General features: G+C 67.2%; 23 protein-coding genes and 1 riboswitch. Of the genes, 12 read left to right on the plus strand and 11 right to left on the minus strand.

The features are described 5' to 3' along the window. The first annotated feature begins 14 nt into the window (after window positions 1-14). Window positions 15-830, plus strand: coding sequence for a helix-turn-helix domain-containing protein (locus ACGFH6_RS37355; protein WP_393394044.1), 816 nt, complete (start codon window positions 15-17; stop codon window positions 828-830). On the opposite strand, the gene ACGFH6_RS37360 is transcribed toward ACGFH6_RS37355, so the two are convergent. The 5 genes from ACGFH6_RS37360 to ACGFH6_RS37380 all read right to left on the minus strand — a co-directional run bounded on the left by ACGFH6_RS37360 (window position 823) and on the right by ACGFH6_RS37380 (window position 5,097). Next, window positions 823-1,557, minus strand: coding sequence for a dienelactone hydrolase family protein (locus tag ACGFH6_RS37360; RefSeq protein WP_393394046.1), 735 nt, complete (start codon window positions 1,555-1,557; stop codon window positions 823-825). The two genes, ACGFH6_RS37355 and ACGFH6_RS37360, sit on opposite strands and share 8 nt — an antisense overlap. A 37-nt stretch (window positions 1,558-1,594) precedes the next feature. Continuing rightward, a complete protein-coding gene (locus ACGFH6_RS37365; RefSeq protein WP_393394049.1) occupies window positions 1,595-2,059 on the minus strand; it encodes a pyridoxamine 5-phosphate oxidase in 465 nt (154 codons plus the stop codon). A gap of 107 nt (window positions 2,060-2,166) precedes the next feature. Beyond that, window positions 2,167-2,511, minus strand: a complete 345-nt coding sequence (locus tag ACGFH6_RS37370; protein WP_393394052.1) for a hypothetical protein — start codon at window positions 2,509-2,511, stop codon at window positions 2,167-2,169. A gap of 240 nt (window positions 2,512-2,751) precedes the next feature. Continuing rightward, window positions 2,752-4,188, minus strand: coding sequence for a hypothetical protein (locus tag ACGFH6_RS37375; protein WP_393394055.1), 1,437 nt, complete (start codon window positions 4,186-4,188; stop codon window positions 2,752-2,754). 138 nt (window positions 4,189-4,326) lie between these two features. After that, complete coding sequence (locus ACGFH6_RS37380) at window positions 4,327-5,097, minus strand: hypothetical protein (RefSeq protein ID WP_393394058.1); 771 nt, start codon at window positions 5,095-5,097, stop codon at window positions 4,327-4,329. A gap of 473 nt (window positions 5,098-5,570) precedes the next feature. Between ACGFH6_RS37380 and ACGFH6_RS37385 the strand changes: the two genes are divergently transcribed. The 4 genes from ACGFH6_RS37385 (at window position 5,571) to ACGFH6_RS37400 (ending at window position 9,771) form a co-directional block, all read left to right on the plus strand. Beyond that, on the plus strand, window positions 5,571-6,701 hold the full coding sequence (locus tag ACGFH6_RS37385) for a hypothetical protein (RefSeq protein ID WP_393394061.1): 1,131 nt from the start codon (window positions 5,571-5,573) through the stop codon (window positions 6,699-6,701). Between the two features lie 138 nt (window positions 6,702-6,839). After that, a complete protein-coding gene (locus ACGFH6_RS37390; RefSeq protein WP_393394063.1) occupies window positions 6,840-7,382 on the plus strand; it encodes a GNAT family N-acetyltransferase in 543 nt (180 codons plus the stop codon). Window positions 7,383-7,495: 113 nt separating this feature from the next. After that, window positions 7,496-8,554 (plus strand): helix-turn-helix domain-containing protein, encoded by a 1,059-nt coding sequence (locus ACGFH6_RS37395; protein WP_393394066.1) that lies wholly within the window; start codon window positions 7,496-7,498, stop codon window positions 8,552-8,554. Window positions 8,555-8,772: 218 nt separating this feature from the next. Then, a complete protein-coding gene (locus ACGFH6_RS37400; protein ID WP_393394068.1) occupies window positions 8,773-9,771 on the plus strand; it encodes a hypothetical protein in 999 nt (332 codons plus the stop codon). A gap of 11 nt (window positions 9,772-9,782) precedes the next feature. Here the strand turns inward: ACGFH6_RS37400 and ACGFH6_RS37405 are convergent, their stop codons facing one another. Together ACGFH6_RS37405 and ACGFH6_RS37410 are read right to left on the minus strand one after the other, a co-directional pair. Then, a complete protein-coding gene (locus tag ACGFH6_RS37405; RefSeq protein WP_393394071.1) occupies window positions 9,783-10,424 on the minus strand; it encodes a tyrosine-protein phosphatase in 642 nt (213 codons plus the stop codon). Between the two features lie 5 nt (window positions 10,425-10,429). Continuing rightward, entirely contained in the window at window positions 10,430-11,413 is a 984-nt protein-coding gene (locus ACGFH6_RS37410; RefSeq protein ID WP_393394073.1) for an RNA polymerase subunit sigma-70, read from the minus strand. Window positions 11,414-11,537: 124 nt separating this feature from the next. On the opposite strand from ACGFH6_RS37410, the gene ACGFH6_RS37415 reads away from it, so the two are divergent. Further along, window positions 11,538-11,696: a hypothetical protein gene (locus ACGFH6_RS37415; RefSeq protein WP_393394076.1), complete on the plus strand. Its 159-nt coding sequence runs from the start codon at window positions 11,538-11,540 to the stop codon at window positions 11,694-11,696. An 8-nt stretch (window positions 11,697-11,704) separates the two neighbouring features. Beyond that, complete coding sequence (locus tag ACGFH6_RS37420; protein ID WP_393394079.1) at window positions 11,705-12,259, plus strand: SDR family NAD(P)-dependent oxidoreductase; 555 nt, start codon at window positions 11,705-11,707, stop codon at window positions 12,257-12,259. 51 nt (window positions 12,260-12,310) lie between these two features. On the opposite strand, the gene ACGFH6_RS37425 is transcribed toward ACGFH6_RS37420, so the two are convergent. After that, window positions 12,311-13,735, minus strand: coding sequence for an MFS transporter (locus ACGFH6_RS37425; protein WP_393394082.1), 1,425 nt, complete (start codon window positions 13,733-13,735; stop codon window positions 12,311-12,313). Window positions 13,736-13,826: 91 nt separating this feature from the next. Between ACGFH6_RS37425 and ACGFH6_RS37430 the strand changes: the two genes are divergently transcribed. Genes ACGFH6_RS37430 through ACGFH6_RS37440 form a run of 3 tightly spaced genes read left to right on the plus strand, consistent with a single transcriptional unit; the run spans window position 13,827 to window position 15,332 of the window. After that, a complete protein-coding gene (locus tag ACGFH6_RS37430; RefSeq protein WP_393394085.1) occupies window positions 13,827-14,498 on the plus strand; it encodes a TetR/AcrR family transcriptional regulator in 672 nt (223 codons plus the stop codon). Continuing rightward, window positions 14,499-15,092: a GNAT family N-acetyltransferase gene (locus tag ACGFH6_RS37435; protein WP_393394088.1), complete on the plus strand. Its 594-nt coding sequence runs from the start codon at window positions 14,499-14,501 to the stop codon at window positions 15,090-15,092. It abuts the gene before it with no gap. 54 nt (window positions 15,093-15,146) lie between these two features. Then, entirely contained in the window at window positions 15,147-15,332 is a 186-nt protein-coding gene (locus ACGFH6_RS37440; RefSeq protein ID WP_393394091.1) for a YegP family protein, read from the plus strand. A gap of 62 nt (window positions 15,333-15,394) precedes the next feature. Here ACGFH6_RS37440 and ACGFH6_RS37445 read toward each other — a convergent pair whose 3' ends face one another. After that, entirely contained in the window at window positions 15,395-15,757 is a 363-nt protein-coding gene (locus tag ACGFH6_RS37445; RefSeq protein ID WP_393394094.1) for a YciI family protein, read from the minus strand. Window positions 15,758-15,849: 92 nt separating this feature from the next. Here ACGFH6_RS37445 and ACGFH6_RS37450 point away from each other — a divergent pair, with 92 nt between their 5' ends. Together ACGFH6_RS37450 and ACGFH6_RS37455 are read left to right on the plus strand one after the other, a co-directional pair. Further along, on the plus strand, window positions 15,850-16,812 hold the full coding sequence (locus tag ACGFH6_RS37450) for a threo-3-hydroxy-L-aspartate ammonia-lyase (protein WP_360442330.1): 963 nt from the start codon (window positions 15,850-15,852) through the stop codon (window positions 16,810-16,812). Between the two features lie 271 nt (window positions 16,813-17,083). Further along, a riboswitch (cyclic di-AMP (ydaO/yuaA leader) is annotated at window positions 17,084-17,275 on the plus strand. Further along, window positions 17,275-18,129 carry an NlpC/P60 family protein gene (locus tag ACGFH6_RS37455; protein ID WP_393394097.1) on the plus strand — a complete coding sequence of 285 codons (855 nt, stop codon included), beginning with the start codon at window positions 17,275-17,277 and terminating at the stop codon, window positions 18,127-18,129. It overlaps the preceding riboswitch by 1 nt. A gap of 100 nt (window positions 18,130-18,229) precedes the next feature. Here the strand turns inward: ACGFH6_RS37455 and ACGFH6_RS37460 are convergent, their stop codons facing one another. Continuing rightward, window positions 18,230-18,886 (minus strand): response regulator, encoded by a 657-nt coding sequence (locus tag ACGFH6_RS37460; RefSeq protein ID WP_393394099.1) that lies wholly within the window; start codon window positions 18,884-18,886, stop codon window positions 18,230-18,232. Then, entirely contained in the window at window positions 18,883-20,073 is a 1,191-nt protein-coding gene (locus tag ACGFH6_RS37465) for a sensor histidine kinase (RefSeq protein WP_393394102.1), read from the minus strand. The genes ACGFH6_RS37460 and ACGFH6_RS37465 overlap by 4 nt, the downstream gene beginning before the upstream one ends. Between the last annotated feature and the right edge of the window lie 56 nt (window positions 20,074-20,129).

The following is a 20,129-nucleotide window of genomic DNA, read 5'->3' on the forward strand; positions in this document are numbered from 1 at the left end:
CCTAGCATGGCGAGGTGGAGCAGGTTCGGATGTGGCGGGCGCCGGGTGAAGGGCGGGTGCTGCTGATGGCGGGGCGCACCACTCGGTACGCGGTGGATCCGCGGGGTGAGTACGTGTTCGGTGTCGTCGGTGGCGAGCCGATGCGGTCCTGGCGGGGGCGGGAGCAGCGGGTGGTGCGGCCGGGGCAGTTGGTTGCCTGGGATCCGTCGTACGCGCATTCGGGGCGATCGGTCGACGAGGGCCGGCCGTGGGATGCGCGGTTGATGGTCATCGAGGTGGCTGATCTGGCGGCGCTGGCTGAGGATGCGGAGGCTGATCCGTTGGCCGACGTACTGTTCCCGGAGCCGGTGTTGAGTGATCCCGAGTTGGCTGCCGGGTTCCTGCGGTTGCATGCCACGCTCGAGGGGCCGAGTTCACGGCTCGAGCAGGACGAGCAGCTGGTCGAGTGGCTACGCCTCCTCATCGACCGAACCTCATCCATCCAAAAAGCGCACCCACCGCTCACCCCGCACGACGGGCGGGCGCTGCACCGAGCCTTCGAGTACCTCGCTGATCAGCCTGAGCGGAACGTCGGGCTGGACGAGCTTGCCGGGGTGGCGGGGATCGGGAAGTTCCGGCTCATTCGGCTCTTCAGGCAACGCACTGGGCTTCCACCTCATGCGCTGCAGCTTGCTCATCGGATCCGGGCGGCCCGTCGTCTGCTCGAGGCGGGCATGCCCATCGCCCAAGCCGCCGAAGCTACGGGGTTCGCCGATCAGAGCCATCTGCATCGGCACTTCCAGAGGAGCCTCGGGATGACACCGGCTGAGTATCAGCACCGCTTCAGCTAGACGGCAGCGTCCGGTCGAGTAGGGCGAAGAGTTCGGTGTAGTGGCGTTCGGCAGCGGCCTCGTTGTAAGCGGAGGTGTCGGCCATGGTGTAGCCGTGGGCGGCGCCCGGGTAGACCTCGGCGCGGTGCGGGACGCCGGCGTCGGTGAGGGTGCGGTCGAGTTCGGCGATCTGCTCGGAGGTGGCGTTGCGGTCGTTGTCTGCGAAGCCCAGGTAGACCTCGGCGGTGAGATTGCCGGCAGACAGGTGGGGGCTGTCGTCGCCATCGGCGACCAGGCCGCCGACGTGGAATCCGGCGAGTGCGGAGACGCGATCCGGGTACGCCGCTGCGATCCGCCAGCCGACCCGCCCGCCCATGCAGTAGCCGGTGATCGCGACCGGGCCGGGTGCGACGCGCTCCAAGGTGTCCAGGTAGACGCGGCCGTCACTGACGATCCGCTCAGGCGTCAGTTCGTTGAACATCGGCCGGAGCCGCGCGAACAGTCCCGGATCGCTGATCTCGTCCAGCGGGACCACGGGCGACCGTCCGGAGCGGTAGAAGACGTTCGGTGCGAGTACGACGTACCCGTGCTCGGCGATCCGATCCACCATCCGCTCGATCTGCGGCCGCACGCCGTACGCATCCATCACGAACAGCACGCCGGGATGATCTCCGTCGCCAGAGGGTCGTGCGAGGTAGGCGTCCGCGACGCCGTCGGGCATGGTGATATCGATCGTCTCGGATGCCATACGCCGCAGCCTATCCGCGCCCTCCCAGGCGTGCTGACTACAGCGAAAGCGCGCTCGGGAACCGGGTCTCGAAATCGAGGACCGCGGCCCAGGTCGGCCTGACGGCGACGCGGGCCATCGGTTGGCCCCGCATCTGCGAGATCAGCGCCGCACCCTGCTCGGCGCCGAGGTAGCGATCGGCGGATCGCGCATACTCCGGTACGACGTCGTCGTACATCTCGACGTTCGCGATCCCGCGCAGCAGCAACACCTTGTACGGCCACGCGGATGAGTCGTCGATCGTGACCGCGACGTCGGTGACCTCCGCCAACGCCTTCAGCTTCGGCGCCCTCGGCGGGGTACCGCACACGAGTTCGTCCCCGGTCCAGGTGAACCAGATCGGCACCACGCGCGGAGTCCCATCGGTCCAGGTGTACGCCAGCCGTGCCGGCTCACGTGATCCCAGGAGTCGTTGTGCGACCGGATCCTGCAGAAGTGCGAGATCGCCTTGTGTTGCAGTCATGACTACCTCCCCCACGGAGCCTCCAACTCCGTCCCCTACTCCGACAGTACGCCGGTTGCCAGTCGATGTGCGGGGGTAGGGCGAAGTAGGGGTGCGGGCGGGCGGATTCAAGGACGTAGGCGGCCGAAGACGATTCGGCTGAGAAGGCTGGCGAGGATAAGGGCTACCAGGCCGGTCAGCGCTACGACGGAGAGGATGCAGGCCAAGTTCTTGATGAGGGACAGGCGTGGGGTCGTGTTCGTGAAGCCGTCGGTGATCAGGGCGAGGACTGCGAGTGTCGCGAAGGCGAGGGCGGCGAGCACCAGAACGAGGATGTGATGGCCGCCTAGTGTCGACGTGGCGGTGAACTTCGAGGTGTGGTCCAGCCAGGAACCGACCGTGTACATCCAGACCACCGTTGCCAGGTCGGCGGCCATCACGAACCAGAGCGAGATCGAAGGTCGGGAAGCCATTCGCGTCCCCAGCTGTATCAGGCCATCCGGCCGTTGGACGTCGGTGGCGCCGGCCGGACGGACCAGCGCCGGATCCCGCCTTCTTGCTCTGGTGAGGGCCATGGGGTGCTCCCGGGTCAACGGAGCGCGGCCTGTGCCCGTTCACGGCCGCGCTCCTGACTCCCAGTACGCCGTACCCCTGGTGTGCAGGGCCAACAACGATGCCGCGACGGCATCGCCGAGCCGAAAGCCCAAACCCGATCAACGGTTTGCGTGCACCGCTGCGAGCTCGGCGACGAGCAGTTCCCCGGCTCCTTCGGTCGACGCGAACCACGGGTGACCGGTCTCCGGCCCCGCGCCTGCGTGGCCGATCAGCTGTGCGATCTCCGCCGGCGTCGGACCTCCGAGGAACGCCGGCTGCTCGGAGTCAGCGCTCGCCTGCGTCAGCACGTCGAGCAACTGCGTCAGACGGCGTCGCCGTACCCTCACACCCCGGGAGAGGCGCGACTCGGCCGCAGCGCGGCGCCATTCACCCAGGACGAACTGCGCCCGGCGCTGGCGCAGCAATTCGTCGTCGGTGTCGCTTCGCGCCGGCGAAGCCTGGCTGTCGGGGTCGAACACATCCGCGCGCAGGTACTCAGGCGATGCGCCGCGCAGCGGAACCATCTCGGTGAACACCGGAGTCGCCACACCGAACCGCTCGGCTTCGCTGCCCGACCTCAAAGTCAGCAGCACCGGCTCCTGTGCCGCGCCCGACCGGCTGTCGACCAGTCGGACCATCAGGCGATCCGCCAGGAGGGCCGGCTGCTGACGCGTACCGAAGGCCGGCACGATCACGCGCACGGAGCCTTCGCCTGACATGACCATGCGAATCTCCTGCGCCTGTACGTCGGTATCGACGATGCGCGCCCGCAGCTGACGCGGGTCCACCGAGCTCCTCAGCGGTGTCGTGTTGATCAGCGGCCGATCACTCAGCCGATAGGTCATGGAGTGATCGGGCAGCCTGAACGTCGCGACAACGGGAACAACCGCCCTCAGCCTGAGCCACGCATCAGCCACAGCGTCCAGGTCGTCGTCCGGGCCGTCGACGACCCGCCGACCGAGCGCCGCATATCCGTTGGCGAGGCGGGAGAGTCCGGAGAACAGGGCTCGAGGCAACGATTCTGCCGATCCCGTCAGGCCGTCCAGATAGTCGACGAATCCGCTCGCGGAACGCCGCGCGAGGACGAGCGACTGGTCCGCGACGTCCCGGCGGAGTGAGCCGGCCGGCAGCGACCGTGCCGCCCGGGCGCGGACGACCGCCCGCTCGGCGTCGAGCAAGGCCTGATCGAGAGGAAGCTGAAGCCACCAGTCCAGCGCATCGATCACGGCGGCCCTGAGCCAGGGACGGGCAGGGGCGAAGTCGACAGACAGATCGGCTTCGAGCCGTCGGGAGCCCGCGGCGATCCGCTCGTCGCGCCATCGCTCGAGATCCTGTACGGCGTCCGGTCCGATGACCGCGCGCAGCAGAACCAGGTCGGCCCGCTCCCAGCGGTGCACAGTGACGGAACGCCATCGTTCGGGTTCGGACAGGTCGACCTCGACCCCGATGCCGGAACCGAGGTCAGTCGTCCTGAACAGATCGGCAGGCTTCGACCCGGCAAGGCGAATCTCGGGCTCGGAGGTGCAGGTCCCGGGCGCGGTGAGGATCGCGATCATCGTCTCGACCCCTCCTCGCGCGCTGCCGACCGGTCTTCCGATCGTTGACGATCTCAACGATCTGAACGGCGACCATGCGATGGAACACGGTTCCCCAAAGGTTATGGCCCAACGATCGGCAGGTAAAGACCGCGCGGCTCAAGCGGGCTGAGCCATCGTCCACGCGACCGAGGCACCCTTGCGTGCCGGCGTCCCCTCCGGTACGACCGAGTCGACCCATGGCGGTGCTGGACGTCGCCCGAGTTCCTGCATCGCCAGCCGGCGCAGCCCGTAGTACTGGTCGATGCGATCCCAGACCGTCCGAGTCATCACCCCGGCCGTGGGACGATCCAGCCGTCGCAGATCGGTGGCACCACGGAGGAAGCCTTCGCGCCGGCGTTCGCGGAACTCGTGGATTCGCGCCTCGACCGACGCGCTCTCGTCGTCCGTGGCCGCCTCTTGCAGCCAGCTCTCTCGATCGCACTCGACCCAGCACAGGTACTCGACGAATGCCAGCAGAAGGATGTGCCTGTCCTGGGTCATGCCGATCGGGCGCTCGGCCGCTTGACGACGTAGCCGGTGCAACTCGCCCTGCTCGCGCCAGATCAGCCGGACCGTCCGGTACGCCGCTCCCGCCCGCGGACCGGGGTCCGGAGGCAAGGCGAACCGGACGACATCGGTCCCTTGCGGCGATGCGACAGGGATGCCCGGCTGACGGCGATGGACACTCGCTGCCGCGACGCCGAGCGCCGACCAGGCAAGGCTGAAGTCACCGGCCGCCCGATACGACATCGCTCGGGCGATCGTCCTCAGATCGGCGCCGGTGTACGCATCCGTCAAGTCGCCTGCGGCGAGGATGCGCCAGGCGGTGCGCCAGTTGCCGAGCTCCAGTTCGTTGATCGCGGCGATCTCGCCTGGAGCGGCGTTCATGGCCGTGAAAGTACGTCGTGACCTACGCGCCCCGTTGCGCCGTGGTCCTGGATGACGAAGCTTCCTCGCTGTGATGAAACGAGGTGGGGCCGAACGCCCACGAAGGGCGAAGGCTTCACGGTGAGCATGTGTGCTGCGGCGAAGAACCTGCTCATGTGGCACCTGCTTCGGTCAAACGATGACGCCGGCTGAGATCGAAGTGAATCTCTCCTTCTGAACCGCGTGGCTTCACCTGTCTTCAGGTGTACTTAGGTATAAAGATAGAACGCGGACTCGATCCTCGCTTGCAATATCGCGTGTCGTCACATTAGAGTCACATGACGATACTATTAGTGATCAGCCTTGACCCCTTCGCCAAGGGAGGTAGCCAGCAACTCTCCTTCTACCGGGCTTCGGCTGTGGCCCGGTAGAGAAGTAGACAGTATGGTGATCGGATGCTGGCTACCTGCGCCGGCTGACCTTCGGGAGTGACTGTGGCGCCCTCAGCAGAGGCGGAGCGACTCGCCAGACGTCTGCGGGATCTGCGCGAATCTCGCGGCCTGACTCAGGCGACCTTGTCGGAAGCGCTCAGCAAGGACGTCCGGGTTGCTGTGCCGACGATCAGCTCGTGGGAGTCGTTGACCAACCCCAAGCTGCCCCCCAAGGACCGCTTGCGTTCCTATGCTCTTGTCTTCTCGAAGACCAGCGCGGGCGACACTCCACGTCTGCCCCGCGAGCAGGACCTGACCGCCACCGAACGCGACCAGTTCAACGCGCTACATCAAGAGCTCATCGACCTTCGCGACGCGGTTCGCGGCGTGGTCGCGCCATCGTCCGGCGGCTCCATCTGGACCTTCGAGAGCGGCCCGATCACGATCGTCTGCCCCGAGGTGCCGGACAGTGTCCGCTCTCCGCTGGCCAAGCAGGAGAATCCGAACTATGCCTGGGCGTACCGTTACGCAGACCTCGATGCGTTGATCGAGCTTTGGGGCCAGGTCCGTGCCTCCAATCCGAAACTGCCGGTGGAGCACGTGCTCTCGACAGAGGTCGGAGACAGCCACCTGAACGGTCACCTGATCGTGCTCGGCGGCATCGGCTGGAACCGGGTCGCTGTTCGTCTCCAGAGAAAGCTGGCGGATCTCCCGATTCGGCAGGTTGTCGTCCCGGACCTGGAGAACGGCGAAATCTTCAGGCTGGGCGCGCGGGGCGGTCGAGAGTTCCGTCCTGAGTGGATGGAGATCGAGAACGACGGCCCGAAGACCGTTGACCAGAGGCGAATCGCAGCGGAGCAGGCCGAAGACGTATGGCGTGACGGCCGCCGCCGCGAACTGGTCGAGGACGTCGCGCTCCTCGCCCGATTGCGCAATCCCTACATGGCCCAAGGCACCGTCACCATCTGCAGCGGCGTGTACAGCCGAGGAGTGCTGGGAGCGGTTCGTGCGCTCACGAACACCAAGGTCCGCGATCGGAACGAGGCTTACATCGCCAATCGATTCCCGAGTGGATCGTTCGCGATGCTCCTGCGGGTTGAGATGACGAGTAACGGCGGCGCGGTGGCGCCTGACCTGCAGACGCCCGCGAACCGTCTGTTCGAGTGGTCACCGGACGATGAGGCGGGCGAGTGACCTTGGATCGTCGCCACGTGATCTCGAGCCGTCCGTACGGCCAGACGTAGCAGCATCAGGACAGTTCAGACAAACAGTTGCTTGCCGGCGTCGCCGCTTCGACCGACTTGGAAGCGTCGACCTACAAAAGGATCTACGGTGCAAGAAATCCTACAGGTTGGCCAATCGCGGACTTCTGTCTTCCGCTTGGGTGCGGACGACTGGCGGACCCTCAGAGAATTGCGACTGCAGGCACTGGCGGATTCCCCTGACTCATTTTTCGGTGAGATGTCCGCCGAGCGGGACTACAGCGAGAAACACTGGCGCCAGGAGCTTGATCTCAACGTTTGGCTCACGGCCACGTCGAATACGAGACAAATCGGTCTTGTAAAACTGAACTGCAACGCTCGCGCACTCGACGACCTGCATCTCGAGGCGCTGTGGGTGACTCCGGACATGCGGCGCCGGGGAGTCGGCGGGATCCTGGTCTCGGCGCTGGAGAGCGTTGCGGCGACGGAGGGAGCGCCAGAGCTGCGACTCTGGGTCTTCATCGAGAATCACTCGGCTCGAGATTTCTATTTACGACTGGGTTACACCCGAACGCCGGTCGTACAAGATATCAAGTCGAACGGCCGCCGCAGGCGCGAACAAGAGTACCAAAAGCACCTCGAGCCAGTCGGGTCGCGTGCGCACTCGGAGTAGCGCTTTCAGCGCTTGGTCGCCTAGGGCATAATTTAGGTGACCGAGCGCTCAGCAGCGTTTCCGCGCGGCGGCGCGAATGGCTGGCATGACGAGAGATCTCCCGGGAGTGCATCTTGGCCCCTTCGCCCGAGGCCGTGCGACTTGCCAGGAGACTTCGAGAGCTACGGGAATCCCAGCGACTGACCCAGTCCGACCTGGCGCGCGCACTCAGTACCGACTCACGTGTCGCGGTTGCGACGATCAGCTCGTGGGAGTCGCAGTCCAGCCCCAAACTGCCTCCGGAGGAACGGCTACGCGCGTACGCCCTGCTCTTCTCCACGACGCTGACTGACGACACGTCTCCGCGAGTACGCCGTGAGCATGAGTTGACTGCCGACGAGCGGGAACGCTTCCAGACGCTGCATCGTGAATTGCTCGGCCTGCGTGACTGCGTTCGCCACCAGGTCGATCCGCTGATCGATGCGCAATACACCCTCGACTTCGAATCCGGCCCCGTCACGGTGATCTGTCCGGAGCTGCCGGCCGAGATTCGTTCTCCACTGGCGGAGCAGGACAACGCGAACCACACGCGGTTGTACAGGTATGCCGACCTCGACGCGCTGATCGAGCTATGGGGTCACCTACGCGCTTCGAACCCAGAGCTTCCCGTACAGCACCGTCTGCCCACCGAGATCAACGCTGACGATCTGTCCGGTCATCTGATTCTGCTCGGCGGCATCGCGTTCAACAGCCTCACCGGCCGGCTGATGCGCGTGCTGGACGAACTCCCGATCCGGCAGGTGGCAGCACCCGACCTGAACGACGGCGAGATCTTCCGATCACGCGACGGCGCGGAGTATCGGCCGTTGTGGGACGCCTCGGGCGACAGCCAACCGCGAGAACTGGTCGAGGACGTGGCGCTCCTCGTCCGGCTGCGCAATCCGTTCAACCACAGCCGGACCATCACCATCTGCAACGGTGTCTACAGTCGCGGCGTAGTGGGCGCCGTCCGGACCCTCACCGATGCCGCGGTCCGCGAGCAAAACGAGGCGTACCTCGCGCACCGCTTCCCCGGCGGATCCTATGCGCTGCTCCTCCGTGTCCCGGTGGTCAACGGCACAGCCATGACTCCAGATCTCGAGATCCCGCAGAACCGACTCTTCGAGTGGTGTCCAGAGGAGCCGGACGGGTGAGCCGCCAGTTCGGCCAGGGGCCGTCGCACGCATCACTGCTTCGCGATGAGCAGGCGCGCCGGGTGCCGCGAGCGCGCACGCGACTGGACGCCATCGTGGTGCCGGCCGCACGACCGGCGTCGGGTTTATAGGACATCATCACCCTGTCCGCTTCAGTGTCACTACCGCTCGTCATCCTGTGCAGCCGGCAAGCACAGGTCGCCCAGGTTGTAGAACGCGTGGAGAGGACGTTCAACGCACGCGCGCTCGTGGTCGAGGTGGCCGAGAACTACAGCTTGCCTTACTTGAGCCCGGGGACTTCGAGACCGGAGTTCAAGGAGGCTTCGGCCGGCAGGTCCAGCGATCTCAGTGTCAAGCGAAACCTCGGCCTGCTGCTCGGGCTGATGCGCGGCTGGAACAAGATCATGTTCGTCGACGACGACATCAGTCGGATCACTCCGTTGGCTGTCGCGCGGATGACCGGCCACCTCAATCGGCATCCGGTGGCGTCCATGATCTCCCGGTACTTCCCCGACAACTCGGTGGTCTGCCACGCGCGTCGCCTCGCCGGGTTCAAGCAGGATGTGTTCGTCAGTGGCGCGACGCTGGGGGTCAACTTGCGCGAGCCCGGGCTGTCCTTCTTCGCGGACATCTACAACGAGGACTGGTTCTTCTTCGCACGTCACGCCGCCGCTCGATCTTTGCCGAAGGTCGGTGAGGTGAGGCAAGCGAAGTACGAGCCGTTCGGCGAACCGACGCGCGCGGATCAAGAAGAGTTCGGCGACTTGCTGGCGGAGGGGCTCTATGCGATCTTCGACAACACGCCTGGCTGGACCTTCGAAGAGCAGTTGGCAGCCGCCAAGCGACCAAGCTACTGGGAGGACTTCACCGAGATTCGGCTGGCCCTGATCGATGAGACCCTCGATGCACTCGCCCGCGAGCAGCCCAGCGTCAGTCCGGTCGACTACCTGGACATGCTGGACGCGCAGCAATCCCTGCAGACGGCCAAGACGCGAGCAGCGAGCATCCCGGCCAAGCTCTGTGTGGAGTTCGTCATGCAGTGGCAGGAGGATGAGGCCAGTTGGCAGCGAACGCTCCAGCGCGATATCCACGTTCGCAGCGAACCCGATGCACTCGCCGACCTCGGGCTGTCGACCTGGACGTCATGCGGGTTCGGTACGAAGCCGGCGAGACGCAGAACGCGGTTCAGGCGCAGGCCAGACCTTGGCGCGGTCTGACGACACCGAGTTCATCGGAGGCGGGCATTGAGGGACGTCAGGTGGGTGGGAGTTGTGCCGGCTGCCAGTACGTACGGGGCCGGGCCGCCGTACTTGGTGTCCACGTGGGCGAGGAGCTGGAGCATGGTTTCGGCGGTGGGGAGGGCGAAGCCGGGGCGGGGTTCGGTGAGGTTGGTGATGGTGTAGTCGGTGGCTATGGCGTCGTGAGGTACGCCGGTCAAGGCGAGGGTGAGGGCGGTGACGAGGCCGGTGCGGTCTTTGCCGGCGTGGCAGGTCAGGAGTACGGCGCCGGGTGGCGCCTCCGCGATCGCGGTGATGGCGGCGGCGAAGCGCTCAGGGTAGCTGTCGATCAGGATGCGGTAGAGCTCGAAGAGGTCGAGTTCAGGTACGTCGGGATCGGCGGGGTCGGTGAGGGGGACGTTGAGCCAGCGGTCGTCGTGGGTGAACGGGGACGGGAACGTCTCGCACTCCCAGGCACTGCGCAGGTCGACGATGCGGCTCACACCGGCAGCACGAACGGCGGCCACGCCGGCGTCGGTGAGCTGATCGAGGTTGTCGCTGCGCATGAGCGTGCCGGCGCGGATTCGGCCGCCGTTGGTCAAGGGCAGCCCGCCGAGGTCTCGCGCGTTGGTGCAGTTCGGCCAGTTCAGCACAGGTGTCAGTCCAGGGTCCGGGGCAGGCCGAAGTACGGCGCGAGGGTTGTTTCGAAGTGGGTCAGTTCGTGGATGTGGGTTCCGCTGATGCCGATGACGAGTACGCCGACGATGTGGAGGGCGCCGGTGACGGGGTCGCGGATGTACTCGCCCCAAGCTGGTTGGCCGTTCGCGCCGACCGGGACCATCTTCGCGATCTCGCGGCGATGTCCGGCGAGGACGGTGAAGAAGCGGTGGACGGCTTCGGTGCCGCCGTACTCGAACGGGAGCGGTGGCATCCGGACCCAGACGTCGTCGGCCATCAGAGCGAGGAGTGCGTCGACGTCCTGCGCGGTGAAGGCGGCGACGAAGCGCTCGACCAGGTCAGGATCCTCAGGACCGCGCGCCGGCCTGCCGGTTGACTGAGCGTCCATCGTCGTACGGGCTCGTTTGAGTGCACTGTTCACGGCGGGCTCGGTCAGGCCAAGGATTTCAGCGGCTTCGCGAGCCCGGTATCCGAGGACGTCGCGCAGCAGCAACACCGCGCGCTGGTTCGGCGGCAGCAGTTGTACGGCGGTCACGAACGCCAGCGAGATCGCCTCGCGGGACTCGTAGCGAGCCTCGGGCCCGGGGTCGTCGTCCGGCAGACCGTCGAGCAGCAGGTCGGGATACGGCTGCAGCCACGGGACCTCACCCATCCGCGACGGCTCCGGTGGTGGCGTGACCGGGAACGGTGTCGCGGCCACCGGTCGGCGTGAAGACGATCGCAGGACGTTCAGGCAACGGTTGGTCGCGATCCGGTACAGCCAGGTCCGGACCGAGGACCGCCCTTCGAACCCGTCCAGCCCGATCCATGCCGAGAGCAACGTTTCCTGCAACGCGTCCTCGGCGTCCTGCAACGATCCGAGCATGCGGTAGCAATGCACCTGCAGTTCCCGGCGATGCGGCTCCACCAACTCCGCGAACGCGTCCCGGTCACCCGCCCGCGCGCGCTGCAACAACGAGTCCATCCGTCACCTCCATACCGATACTGACACCGGCCATGGACAGAACTGGTCGCTCCCGCAGCGCCCAGTTTCCCGGGCCCGCCCTGTCTGTCTCCTCAGCAAGCCAAATCCGAAGGAGAGAGACACCATGTCGGAAGACCCCATCGCGAACCGGTCCGTCCTGATCACCGGCGCCAATCGAGGCATCGGCCAGGCCCTGGTCGAGGAGGCGCTGCGTCGCGGCGCGTCCCGCGTGTACGCGCCCGGCGGCCGCTCGATCACCCGGACGAACGCGTCACCGCGCTGAGTCTGGACGTGACCGACGACGTCCAGATCGAGCTCGCCGCAAAGAGCGTCGACGCGCTCGACGTCCTGATCAACAACGCCGGCCTGTTGCAGTACGACGACCTCGGAGATCGCGCGATCCTCGAGCGGCACCTGGCGGTCAACCTCTTCGGCACGCACGCCACCACCCAGGCGTTCCTGCCTCAGTTGACGCGATCGCGGGGTGCCGTCGTGAACGTGTTGTCGGCGGCGGCGCTTGCGTCGGTGCCCGTCAGCCCGGCGTACTCGATCTCCAAGGCCGCGGCGTTCTCGCTCACCCAGTCCCTCCGCGCGTTGCTGTCCCCGAGCGGTGTCCGCGTGTACGCCGTACTGGCCGGGCCGGTGGATACCGAGATGTCCCGCGACCTCGAAATACCGAAGGCGACTCCGGAGTCGGTCGCACGAGCGATCTTCGACGGCGTGGCGGCCGGCGACGAGGAGATCTTCCCCGACCCGTTGTCAGCAGCTCTGGAGTCGGGTTGGACCGCCGGTTCGGTCAAAGCACTCGAACGCCAGAACGCCGCCCTGCTCGCAACATCCCGCTGACCGGCTGAAACCCACAGCCCCGGCCGCGGGTGGCCGGGGCTGTGGGGTGGGTCAGGCGGCGGCGGTGGCTTCGGCTAGTTGTTCTGAGGTGGGTTGGAGCTGGGGGGATGCGAGGGTGAGGAGGACGTTGGCCACGGCGAAGGCGGCGGCTACCAGGAGGCCTCGTTGGAAGCCGGCCTCGAGGGCGTGTTGCTGGGTGGCGCCGGCGGCCAGTTCGTTCGTGGTGTGGGTGATGGACAGCGTGGTGACGATGGCCAGACCCAGTGCGCCACCGACCTGGTACATCGCGTTGACCACACCGGAAGCAGCGCCTGCCTCCTGCGGCTGTACTTCGGAGACAGCCGTGATCTGACCAGGTACGCCGACCCCGATGATGCCGAAGCCGAAGATGATGAACCCGGGGAGCAACTGGGAAGCGTAGCTGCCGGACGCATCGGCCTGCGAGAGAAGCAGCAGACCGCCCACGCTCAGTACTGCGCCGGAGAGCTGCACGGTGCGCGTACCGACGCGCTGCACGAGCTGCGAAGCCAGGATCGCACCGACGATCGCCGCACCACCCATGGGCAGGAAGTGCACACCGGCGTCGAGCGCACTGTCTCCACGGACCTGCTGTAGGTAGATAGCAGTCAGGAAGAACATGGAGAGGAACCCAGCACCGTTCAGAGCAAGCGATGCGCTCGAAACACTCAACGCACGCGAGCGGAACAGCCGCAGCGGCACCAACGGAGCAGCAGACCGTCGTTCCACCACGACGAAGGAGATCAGCAGCGCCACTCCGGCGACCAGTACGCCGACCACCTCGAACGAACCCCAACCAGCAGGCTCCGACCGCACGACGCCGTACACGACCGCCATCAGACCCGCCGTACCGAGCACTGCGCCAAGCGTGTCGAACGTACGCCGTCCGGAGTGGTGCCGTACGTCGGGGACGAACACCGGGATGAGCGCGACCAGTGCGAGCACGATCGGCACGTTGACGAAGAACACCCACTGCCAGCTGAGCGAGTCGACCAGCAGACCGCCGGCCACGACGCCGAGCGTTCCACCGAGACCGGCGAGCCCGCCCCACACGCCCATCGCGATGTTCCGCTCCCGCCCGTGCGCGAACGTCATGGTCAGGATCGCCAGCGCCGCCGGCGACAACAGCGCACCGCCGAGACCCTGTACGGCGCGCGCACCGATCAGGAACTCGGGTGAGTTGGACAACCCGGCCACCAGCGAGGTGACACCGAACAGCAGCAGGCCCCCGACGAACACCCGGCGCGGCCCGAGCAGGTCGGCCATCCGGCCGCCGAGCAGCAGGAAGCCGCCGAAGAGCAGGGTGTAGGCGTTGATCACCCACTGCAGGGAGTCGGCGGAGAAGTTCAGGTCCGCCTGGATGTGCGGCAGCGCGACGTTCACGATCGTCACGTCGAGCACCACGATGAACTGCGCTAGGGCCAGCACCGCCAGGGTGGCCCAGGGACTGCGTCGCATGCCTACCTCACTCAGAACGAGAGTCTACGTTGTATGTATACGCTGTATGCGTACCCTGTAGACGGTAGGTCTACGGTGTAAACTTGTCAACGTGATTGCCAAAGAACCCGTTCGCCGCCTGGATCCGGACAAGGTCGTCGACAGCGCGCTGGCCCTCGCGGACGTGGAGGGACCGGCCTCGGTCACCCTGCGCCGTCTGGCGACCCAGCACAGCGTCACGCCCATGGCGCTGTACCGGCACTTCAAGGACAAGGACGATCTGCTGGCCGCCCTCGGCGACCGGCTGCTCGCGGACGTCGTGGTGCCGGAGCCGACCGGCGCGCGCTGGGACGAGCAGTTGACCGAGGTGCTCACGGCGTTCGTGACGGCGCTCCGTGCGCACCCGAAGCTGGCCGACCTCACGCTGACCCGGATCCTGGTCTCCGAGGCGGGACTGGCGATGTCCGAGCGGATCATGGAACTGCTCACCGAGGGCGGATTCTCGATCGACGACGCGGCCGAGGTCGGCAGGCAGTCCGTCTGCTCGCTGATCTCCCTGGTGACCACGGACCCGATCACTCGCGAGGTGACTGACCCGGTCGCGCGCGAGGATTCTCTGCGGATGAAGCGTGCCTCCCTGGCCGCCCTGTCGCCGCGGAAGTACCCGCTGATCACGGCTGCCGCGGACACGTTGATCTGCCCGACCTCGCCCGACCGTTACTACGCCCTGGGGATCGAACTGGTGGTCGCCGGCATCTGCGGCGTACTGAAGAAGGAGCAGTAGTTGGCACTCAGCGTCATGACCTACCTGCAGCAGCACAGCCCGGACGAGTTGATCCCGGCCCGGGAGCAGCCGGTGGAGATCAGGCGGGTCGAGGAGGTGTCACCGGAGTTCGCGCGGTACCTCTACACCGCGGTCGGCGGCCACTGGCACTGGATCGGCAAGCTCGGCTGGAACTGGGACCAGTGGGTCGACTGGCTGAGCCGTCCCGGTTTCGAGACCTACGTCCCGTGGGCCGGCGGCGTTCCGGCCGGGTACGTCGCGCTGCGCGGGGTCGGCAGCGAGGTCGAGATCGAGAACTTCGGACTGCTGCGCGGATTCATCGGCCGCGGACTCGGCGGCCACCTGCTGACGGTCGGTCTGCGGAACGCGTGGACCATGCACGAGCGGCACGAGGGCGTCGATCCGATCACCCGCGTCTGGGTGAACACGAACACGCTCGACGGTCCGGCCGCGCTGGCCAACTACCAGGCGCGCGGGCTGAAGCCGTACAAGACAGTGGAAGAGGAACGCCCCGACGGCGACGGCCCGTCGCCCGGTCCGTGGCCGGGCTGGTCCGGCCCGCCCGGCGTGGTGCGCGAGGTTCCGGCGGGCTGACAGCGTTACGCTCCCGACACGGACAGTGACACCAATCCTCACGGAGGTAGACCGATGGCGGGGAAGTTCGAGCTCTACAAGGACAAGTCGGGCGAGTTCCGGTTCCGGCTGAAGGCCGGCAACGGCGAGGTGATCGCGACCAGCAGCGAGAGCTACTCGAGCAAGGCCGCGGCGCTGAACGGGATCGAGTCGATCCAGAAGAACGCCGCCGAGGCGAAGATCGACGACCAGACGGACTGAAACCCACAGAAAACAAGGGGTTCTCCACAGGTTGTGGAGAACCCCTTTGCTGTCGGCAACGGTCAGAGACCTTCCTCGAAGACCACCGGCCGGATCTCAACGCCGAGGCCCTCGATCGCGGCGTCCGGGATCATCGCCGCCAGCTCCTGGGCCCGCTCCGGCGAGGCCACGTCGATCAGGTAGTAGCCGCCGAGGAACTCCTTCGCCTCCACGAACGGCCCGTCCGTCACCGCCGGTACGCCGTCGCGGACCTTGACCACCGTGGACCTGGCCGGCTCGGCCAGTGCGACGGTGCTGTGGAACTCGCCCGACTCCTTCATGGTCGCCATCACCTTCTGGTGACCGGCGCCGATCGCCTGCTGCTCCTCCTCACTCAGCGCGGCGAGAACGTCGGGGTTGATGTTCATGATCAGTAGGTACTTCACGATCTCTCCTTCACCACAGCCCCGGTTCGGGGCCTCTCGACGATGAGTACGGAGCCGCCCGGGCGATCTTGACATCGCGATAGCGTCGCCCCATGGCCGAGCTGAGTCTCACAGATGTCCGGGCCGCCGCCGAGCGCATCGCCGGGGTCGCCCACCGTACGCCGGTCCTCACCTCGAGGACTCTGGACGAGCGGGTCGGAGCGCACGTCTTCCTCAAGGCGGAGAACTTCCAGCGGATCGGCGCGTTCAAGTTCCGCGGCGCCTACAACGCGGTCAGCCGGTTGTCCGCCGACCAGCTCCAGCACGGCGTGGCGGCGTACTCGTCGGGGAATCACGCGCAGGCCGTTGCTCTCGCGGCCCGGATCGCGGGGACGGCCGCGGTGATCCTGATGCCCGAGGACGCTCCCCCGACGAAGCTCGCGGCCACCCGTGGGTACGGCGCCGAGGTCGTCACGTACGACCGGTACACGCAGGACCGGGCCGCGCTGGCCAAGGAGTTGGCCACCGAACGCGGACTCACGCTGATTCCGCCGTACGACCACTACGACGTGATGGCGGGGCAGGGGACGGTTGCGCTCGAGCTGATCGAGGAGGTCGGCCGACTCGGCGCGCTGCTGGTCCCGGTCGGGGGTGGTGGGTTGATGGCCGGCTGCGCCACCGCGGCGACGCTGTTGTCGCCGGGGATCCGGATGATCGGCGTCGAGCCGGAGGCGGGCGACGACCATGCCCGGTCCCTGGCCGCGGGCGAGCGGGTGGAGATCGACGTACCGCGGACGATCGCGGACGGGCAGGCGATCTCGTCACCCGGCGAGCTGACGTTCGCGGTGAACCGTCGGCTGGTGGACAGCTTCGAGCTGGTCAGTGACGACGAGATCGTGGCCGCGATGGCGTTCGCGTTCGAGCGGCTGAAGATCGTGCTGGAGCCGAGCGGGGCCAGCGCGTTGGCGGCACTACTGGCCGGGCGGATCCAGGGTCTGCCGGAGCGTGTCGGGGTGGTGCTGTCCGGCGGGAACGTGGGGCTGGACCGGTTCCGCGAGCTGCTCGGAGATAGCTGAATCCGCAAGCACCTTAGGCAGCCCTGTGTACTCGCTGTGCCCATTGTCACAGAGTGCCACGAGGGAATGTGACCGAGGTCACACTAGTCCGCTGATTTGGCGTCTGAGCCTCGCTCAGACGCGCTCAGGACACGTGGTGTTCACCCGGACTTCCTGATCCGTCAGAGACCCCTTGAGGGCCTTTCCAGAGGGTCCCTGTGGATCTGAGGGTTTGCGCCGTGATCGTTCTGTAATACAGTCGTCGGCGGTTCGGTAAACAACACGGACCGCACATGTGTCAGCGCCGAGCTCTGCCAGGCACCTGTGCTCCCCTCAAGAACCATGGCAGAGGTGGGGGACCCAGGAGGTTGGGTCTCGACCGTGAGTGGTCGGAACCCTGGGGTGAAGTCCGCGGGAGCGGACCGGGCGATGATTTCCCAGCCCGAACCCGACAGCTAACTTCACAGGCGTCGGGAGACAACCATGCCCGTCACTGCCCGGCGGACGTCGCTTTCGCGCGCCGTCAGCCAGCCCAGCGAGGCCAGTACCGTCCGGCCGATCGGCCGGACCGTCGCCAAACACCGCAAGAACACCAAGTCCGGCGCACCCCGGGGGGCGGCCGCCGCAGTCCTGTCGGTCGGCCTTGCTGTCGGCGGTGGAGCCGCGATCAGCGTCACCACCGGCCCGGCGCCCGCTTCGGCGGCCACCACCGCCCTGACCCCGGCCCAGATCCGCGGCAACGCGCCGATCAACAGCCACCCGTACCTCCGGCGCGGGGACAAGGGCAAGACGGTCTCGTACGTGCAGCGTGCCCTGCACCTCGGGCCGGACGGCTACTTCGGCACCAGCACCTACCGGGTGCTGATCAAGTTCCAGCGCTCCTGGGGCATTCGCGCGACCGGGTACACGGACCCGAAGACCTGGGGCCGGCTTACCTGGGCCGCGAAGCGCGGGATCCTCTACGGTCCGTACGGCAAGCCCGCCGCGTCGACCTTCCGGGCCAGGGTGCTCAGGGAGGCCGCGAAGCTGAAGGGCAGGCCGTACCGCTACGGCGGCACGACCCCGCGCGGCTTCGACTGCTCCGGCTACACCGGCTACGTCTACAAGAAGGCCGGCAAGAAGCTGCCGCGTACGTCGCGCGCACAGTACTCCGCGACCAAGCACATCAGCCGCAGGTCCGCGAAGCCGGGTGACCTCGTCTTCTTCAAGAGCGGTGGCCGCGTCTACCACGTCGGCATCTACGCCGGCGGAAACCTGCTGTGGCACGCCTCGAGGCCGGGCCGCCCGGTCGCCAAGGCGAAGATCTGGACCAGCAAGGTGGCCTTCGGCCGCGTCTGAGTCCGACCCGTCAGCGTCTCCTCCCCCCACGGGCGCCGCTGACCCCGAAACCGGTCCGGGCCGTCGTCCCCCACCCCTCCGACGGCCTGGGCCGGTTTCTCTATCCGTCCAGCAGACCGGCCTCGTAGGCGAGGATCGCGACCTGGACCCGGTTGGTGGCATCCAGCTTCACCAGCGCGCGCGACACGTGCGCCTTGACCGTCGCCTCGCTCATGAACAGCGTCCTGCCGATGTCGGAGTTCTGCAGGCCGCGGCCGACCTCGACCAGCACCTCGCGCTCGCGATCGGTCAGCTTGGCGATCCGCTCCTTCGCCGCCCGCCGGCGGTCCGCCCGCGGGTCGGCGGCGAAGTGCCCGATCAGCCGCCGGGTCACCGCCGGCGACAGCATCGCGTCCCCGGCCGCCACCACCTTGATCGCCTGCACCAGCTCGCGCGGCGGAGTGTCCTTCAGCAGGAACCCGCTCGCGCCGGCCTGCAGCGCCCGGAACACATAGTCGTCCAGGTCGAACGTCGTCAGTACGACGATCTTCGGCGGATCCGGCAACGCCTGGACCTCACGCGTGGCGGCCAGCCCGTCCAGCCGCGGCATCCGGATGTCCATCAGTACGACGTCGGGCCGGTGCTCCTTCACCATGCGGGCGGCGTCGGCACCGTCCTCGGCCTCGGCGACCACCTCGAGCTCGTCGTCCGACTCCAGGATCATCTTCAGTCCGGCTCGGACCAGCGCCTCGTCGTCCACGATCAGCAGCCGCGTCATCGTTCCCCTTCGTCCACACGCACAGGCTCGGCACTCTCCCGGTTGTCCGGCCAGGGCAGCCAGCCCTCGACCCGCCAGCCGCCTTCGGGCGTCGGTCCCGTCGACAGCCGCCCACCGGCCAGCTGGACCCGCTCACGCAGCCCTACCAGTCCGGCACCGGCGCCCGGGAGCAGTGAACCAGCAGCCACCGGACGCACGTTCGTCACCCTCACCGTCACGCCGTCGCCGCGGTCGCCGTACACGAGGACCTCGGTCGACGCACCCCGGGCGTGCTTGTGCACGTTGGTCAGCGACTCCTGGACGACGCGGTAGACCGTCCGTCCGATCGACACCGGTACGTCGTCCGGCAGCGTGAACTCGCCTGCCACACTCACGCCCGCATCCCGCGACGCCGTCACGAGGCGCTCCAGGTCCGCGGCCCGCGGCACCGGGGTCAGGTCGGCCCCGTCGACGCTGACGTCGGATCGCAGTACGCCGAGAACCTCGCGGAGATCCTCCATCGCCTGCCGCGCGGTCTCCCGGATCAACCGGGCCGACCCCTCGACCTTGTCCGGGCCGACGGCCGGGTTCACCTCGAGGCCGCCGGCGTGCAGGGCGATCAGCGACACCTTGTGCGCCAGTACGTCGTGCATCTCCTGGGCGATCCGGGCCCGCTCGCCCAGCCGCGCCTGCTCACTGCGCAACTCGCGCTCCGCCTCGGCGCGCTCGGCCCGGTCTCGCAGCGACACCATCAGATCCCGGCGGGCGCCGATGTAGGCACCGGCCGCGATCCAGCTCCCGATCAGGAACGGTCCGCTGAAGACCGACACCCAGAACCCGCCGCCCTCACTCCAGATGTTGAGGACGTAGGCGGCGTAGCCGGCCAGTCCGAGGATCGCGAGGACGAGATCGCGGCGGCGGATCGCCAGGGTCAGCAGGGCGAGACCCATCGGTACGACGAGACCCGCCGTCAGCATCGCGAGCACGCCGATGACGGTCACGACGGCCGGGAACCGCCGGCGCCAGAACAGCGCGACCGACGCCACCACGCCGGCGCCCAGGACGTACCAGTCCTTGACGTCCCAGCCGCCGTTGTCGGAGGCCGCCTGGAGAACGATCGTGAGCAGGCTGAAGCCGACGTACAGGAAGTCGCGCAGGCGCGGGGCATGCCTGACCCACCAGGCGTACCACCGGCGCAACCGTCGCATTCTGTCAGCGTAGTTGCCCGGAGTACGCCGTCTCGTCCCCCATCAGGTGGGGGTCG

The organism is Kribbella sp. NPDC049227, from assembly GCF_043197265.1.
GTDB lineage: Bacteria > Actinomycetota > Actinomycetes > Propionibacteriales > Kribbellaceae > Kribbella.

Coding starts and splice junctions, on each gene's coding strand:
- ACGFH6_RS37360 (WP_393394046.1), bottom strand. CDS start 1,557: ATGGCATCCGAGACGATCGATATCACCATGCCCGACGGCGTCGCGGAC.
- ACGFH6_RS37440 (WP_393394091.1), top strand. CDS start 15,147: ATGGCGGGGAAGTTCGAGCTCTACAAGGACAAGTCGGGCGAGTTCCGG.
- ACGFH6_RS37425 (WP_393394082.1), bottom strand. CDS start 13,735: ATGCGACGCAGTCCCTGGGCCACCCTGGCGGTGCTGGCCCTAGCGCAG.
- ACGFH6_RS37375 (WP_393394055.1), bottom strand. CDS start 4,188: ATGATCGCGATCCTCACCGCGCCCGGGACCTGCACCTCCGAGCCCGAG.
- ACGFH6_RS37370 (WP_393394052.1), bottom strand. CDS start 2,511: ATGGCTTCCCGACCTTCGATCTCGCTCTGGTTCGTGATGGCCGCCGAC.
- ACGFH6_RS37410 (WP_393394073.1), bottom strand. CDS start 11,413: ATGGACTCGTTGTTGCAGCGCGCGCGGGCGGGTGACCGGGACGCGTTC.
- ACGFH6_RS37415 (WP_393394076.1), top strand. CDS start 11,538: ATGTCGGAAGACCCCATCGCGAACCGGTCCGTCCTGATCACCGGCGCC.
- ACGFH6_RS37380 (WP_393394058.1), bottom strand. CDS start 5,097: ATGAACGCCGCTCCAGGCGAGATCGCCGCGATCAACGAACTGGAGCTC.
- ACGFH6_RS37465 (WP_393394102.1), bottom strand. CDS start 20,073: ATGCGACGGTTGCGCCGGTGGTACGCCTGGTGGGTCAGGCATGCCCCG.
- ACGFH6_RS37365 (WP_393394049.1), bottom strand. CDS start 2,059: ATGACTGCAACACAAGGCGATCTCGCACTTCTGCAGGATCCGGTCGCA.
- ACGFH6_RS37450 (WP_360442330.1), top strand. CDS start 15,850: ATGGCCGAGCTGAGTCTCACAGATGTCCGGGCCGCCGCCGAGCGCATC.
- ACGFH6_RS37455 (WP_393394097.1), top strand. CDS start 17,275: ATGCCCGTCACTGCCCGGCGGACGTCGCTTTCGCGCGCCGTCAGCCAG.
- ACGFH6_RS37460 (WP_393394099.1), bottom strand. CDS start 18,886: ATGACGCGGCTGCTGATCGTGGACGACGAGGCGCTGGTCCGAGCCGGA.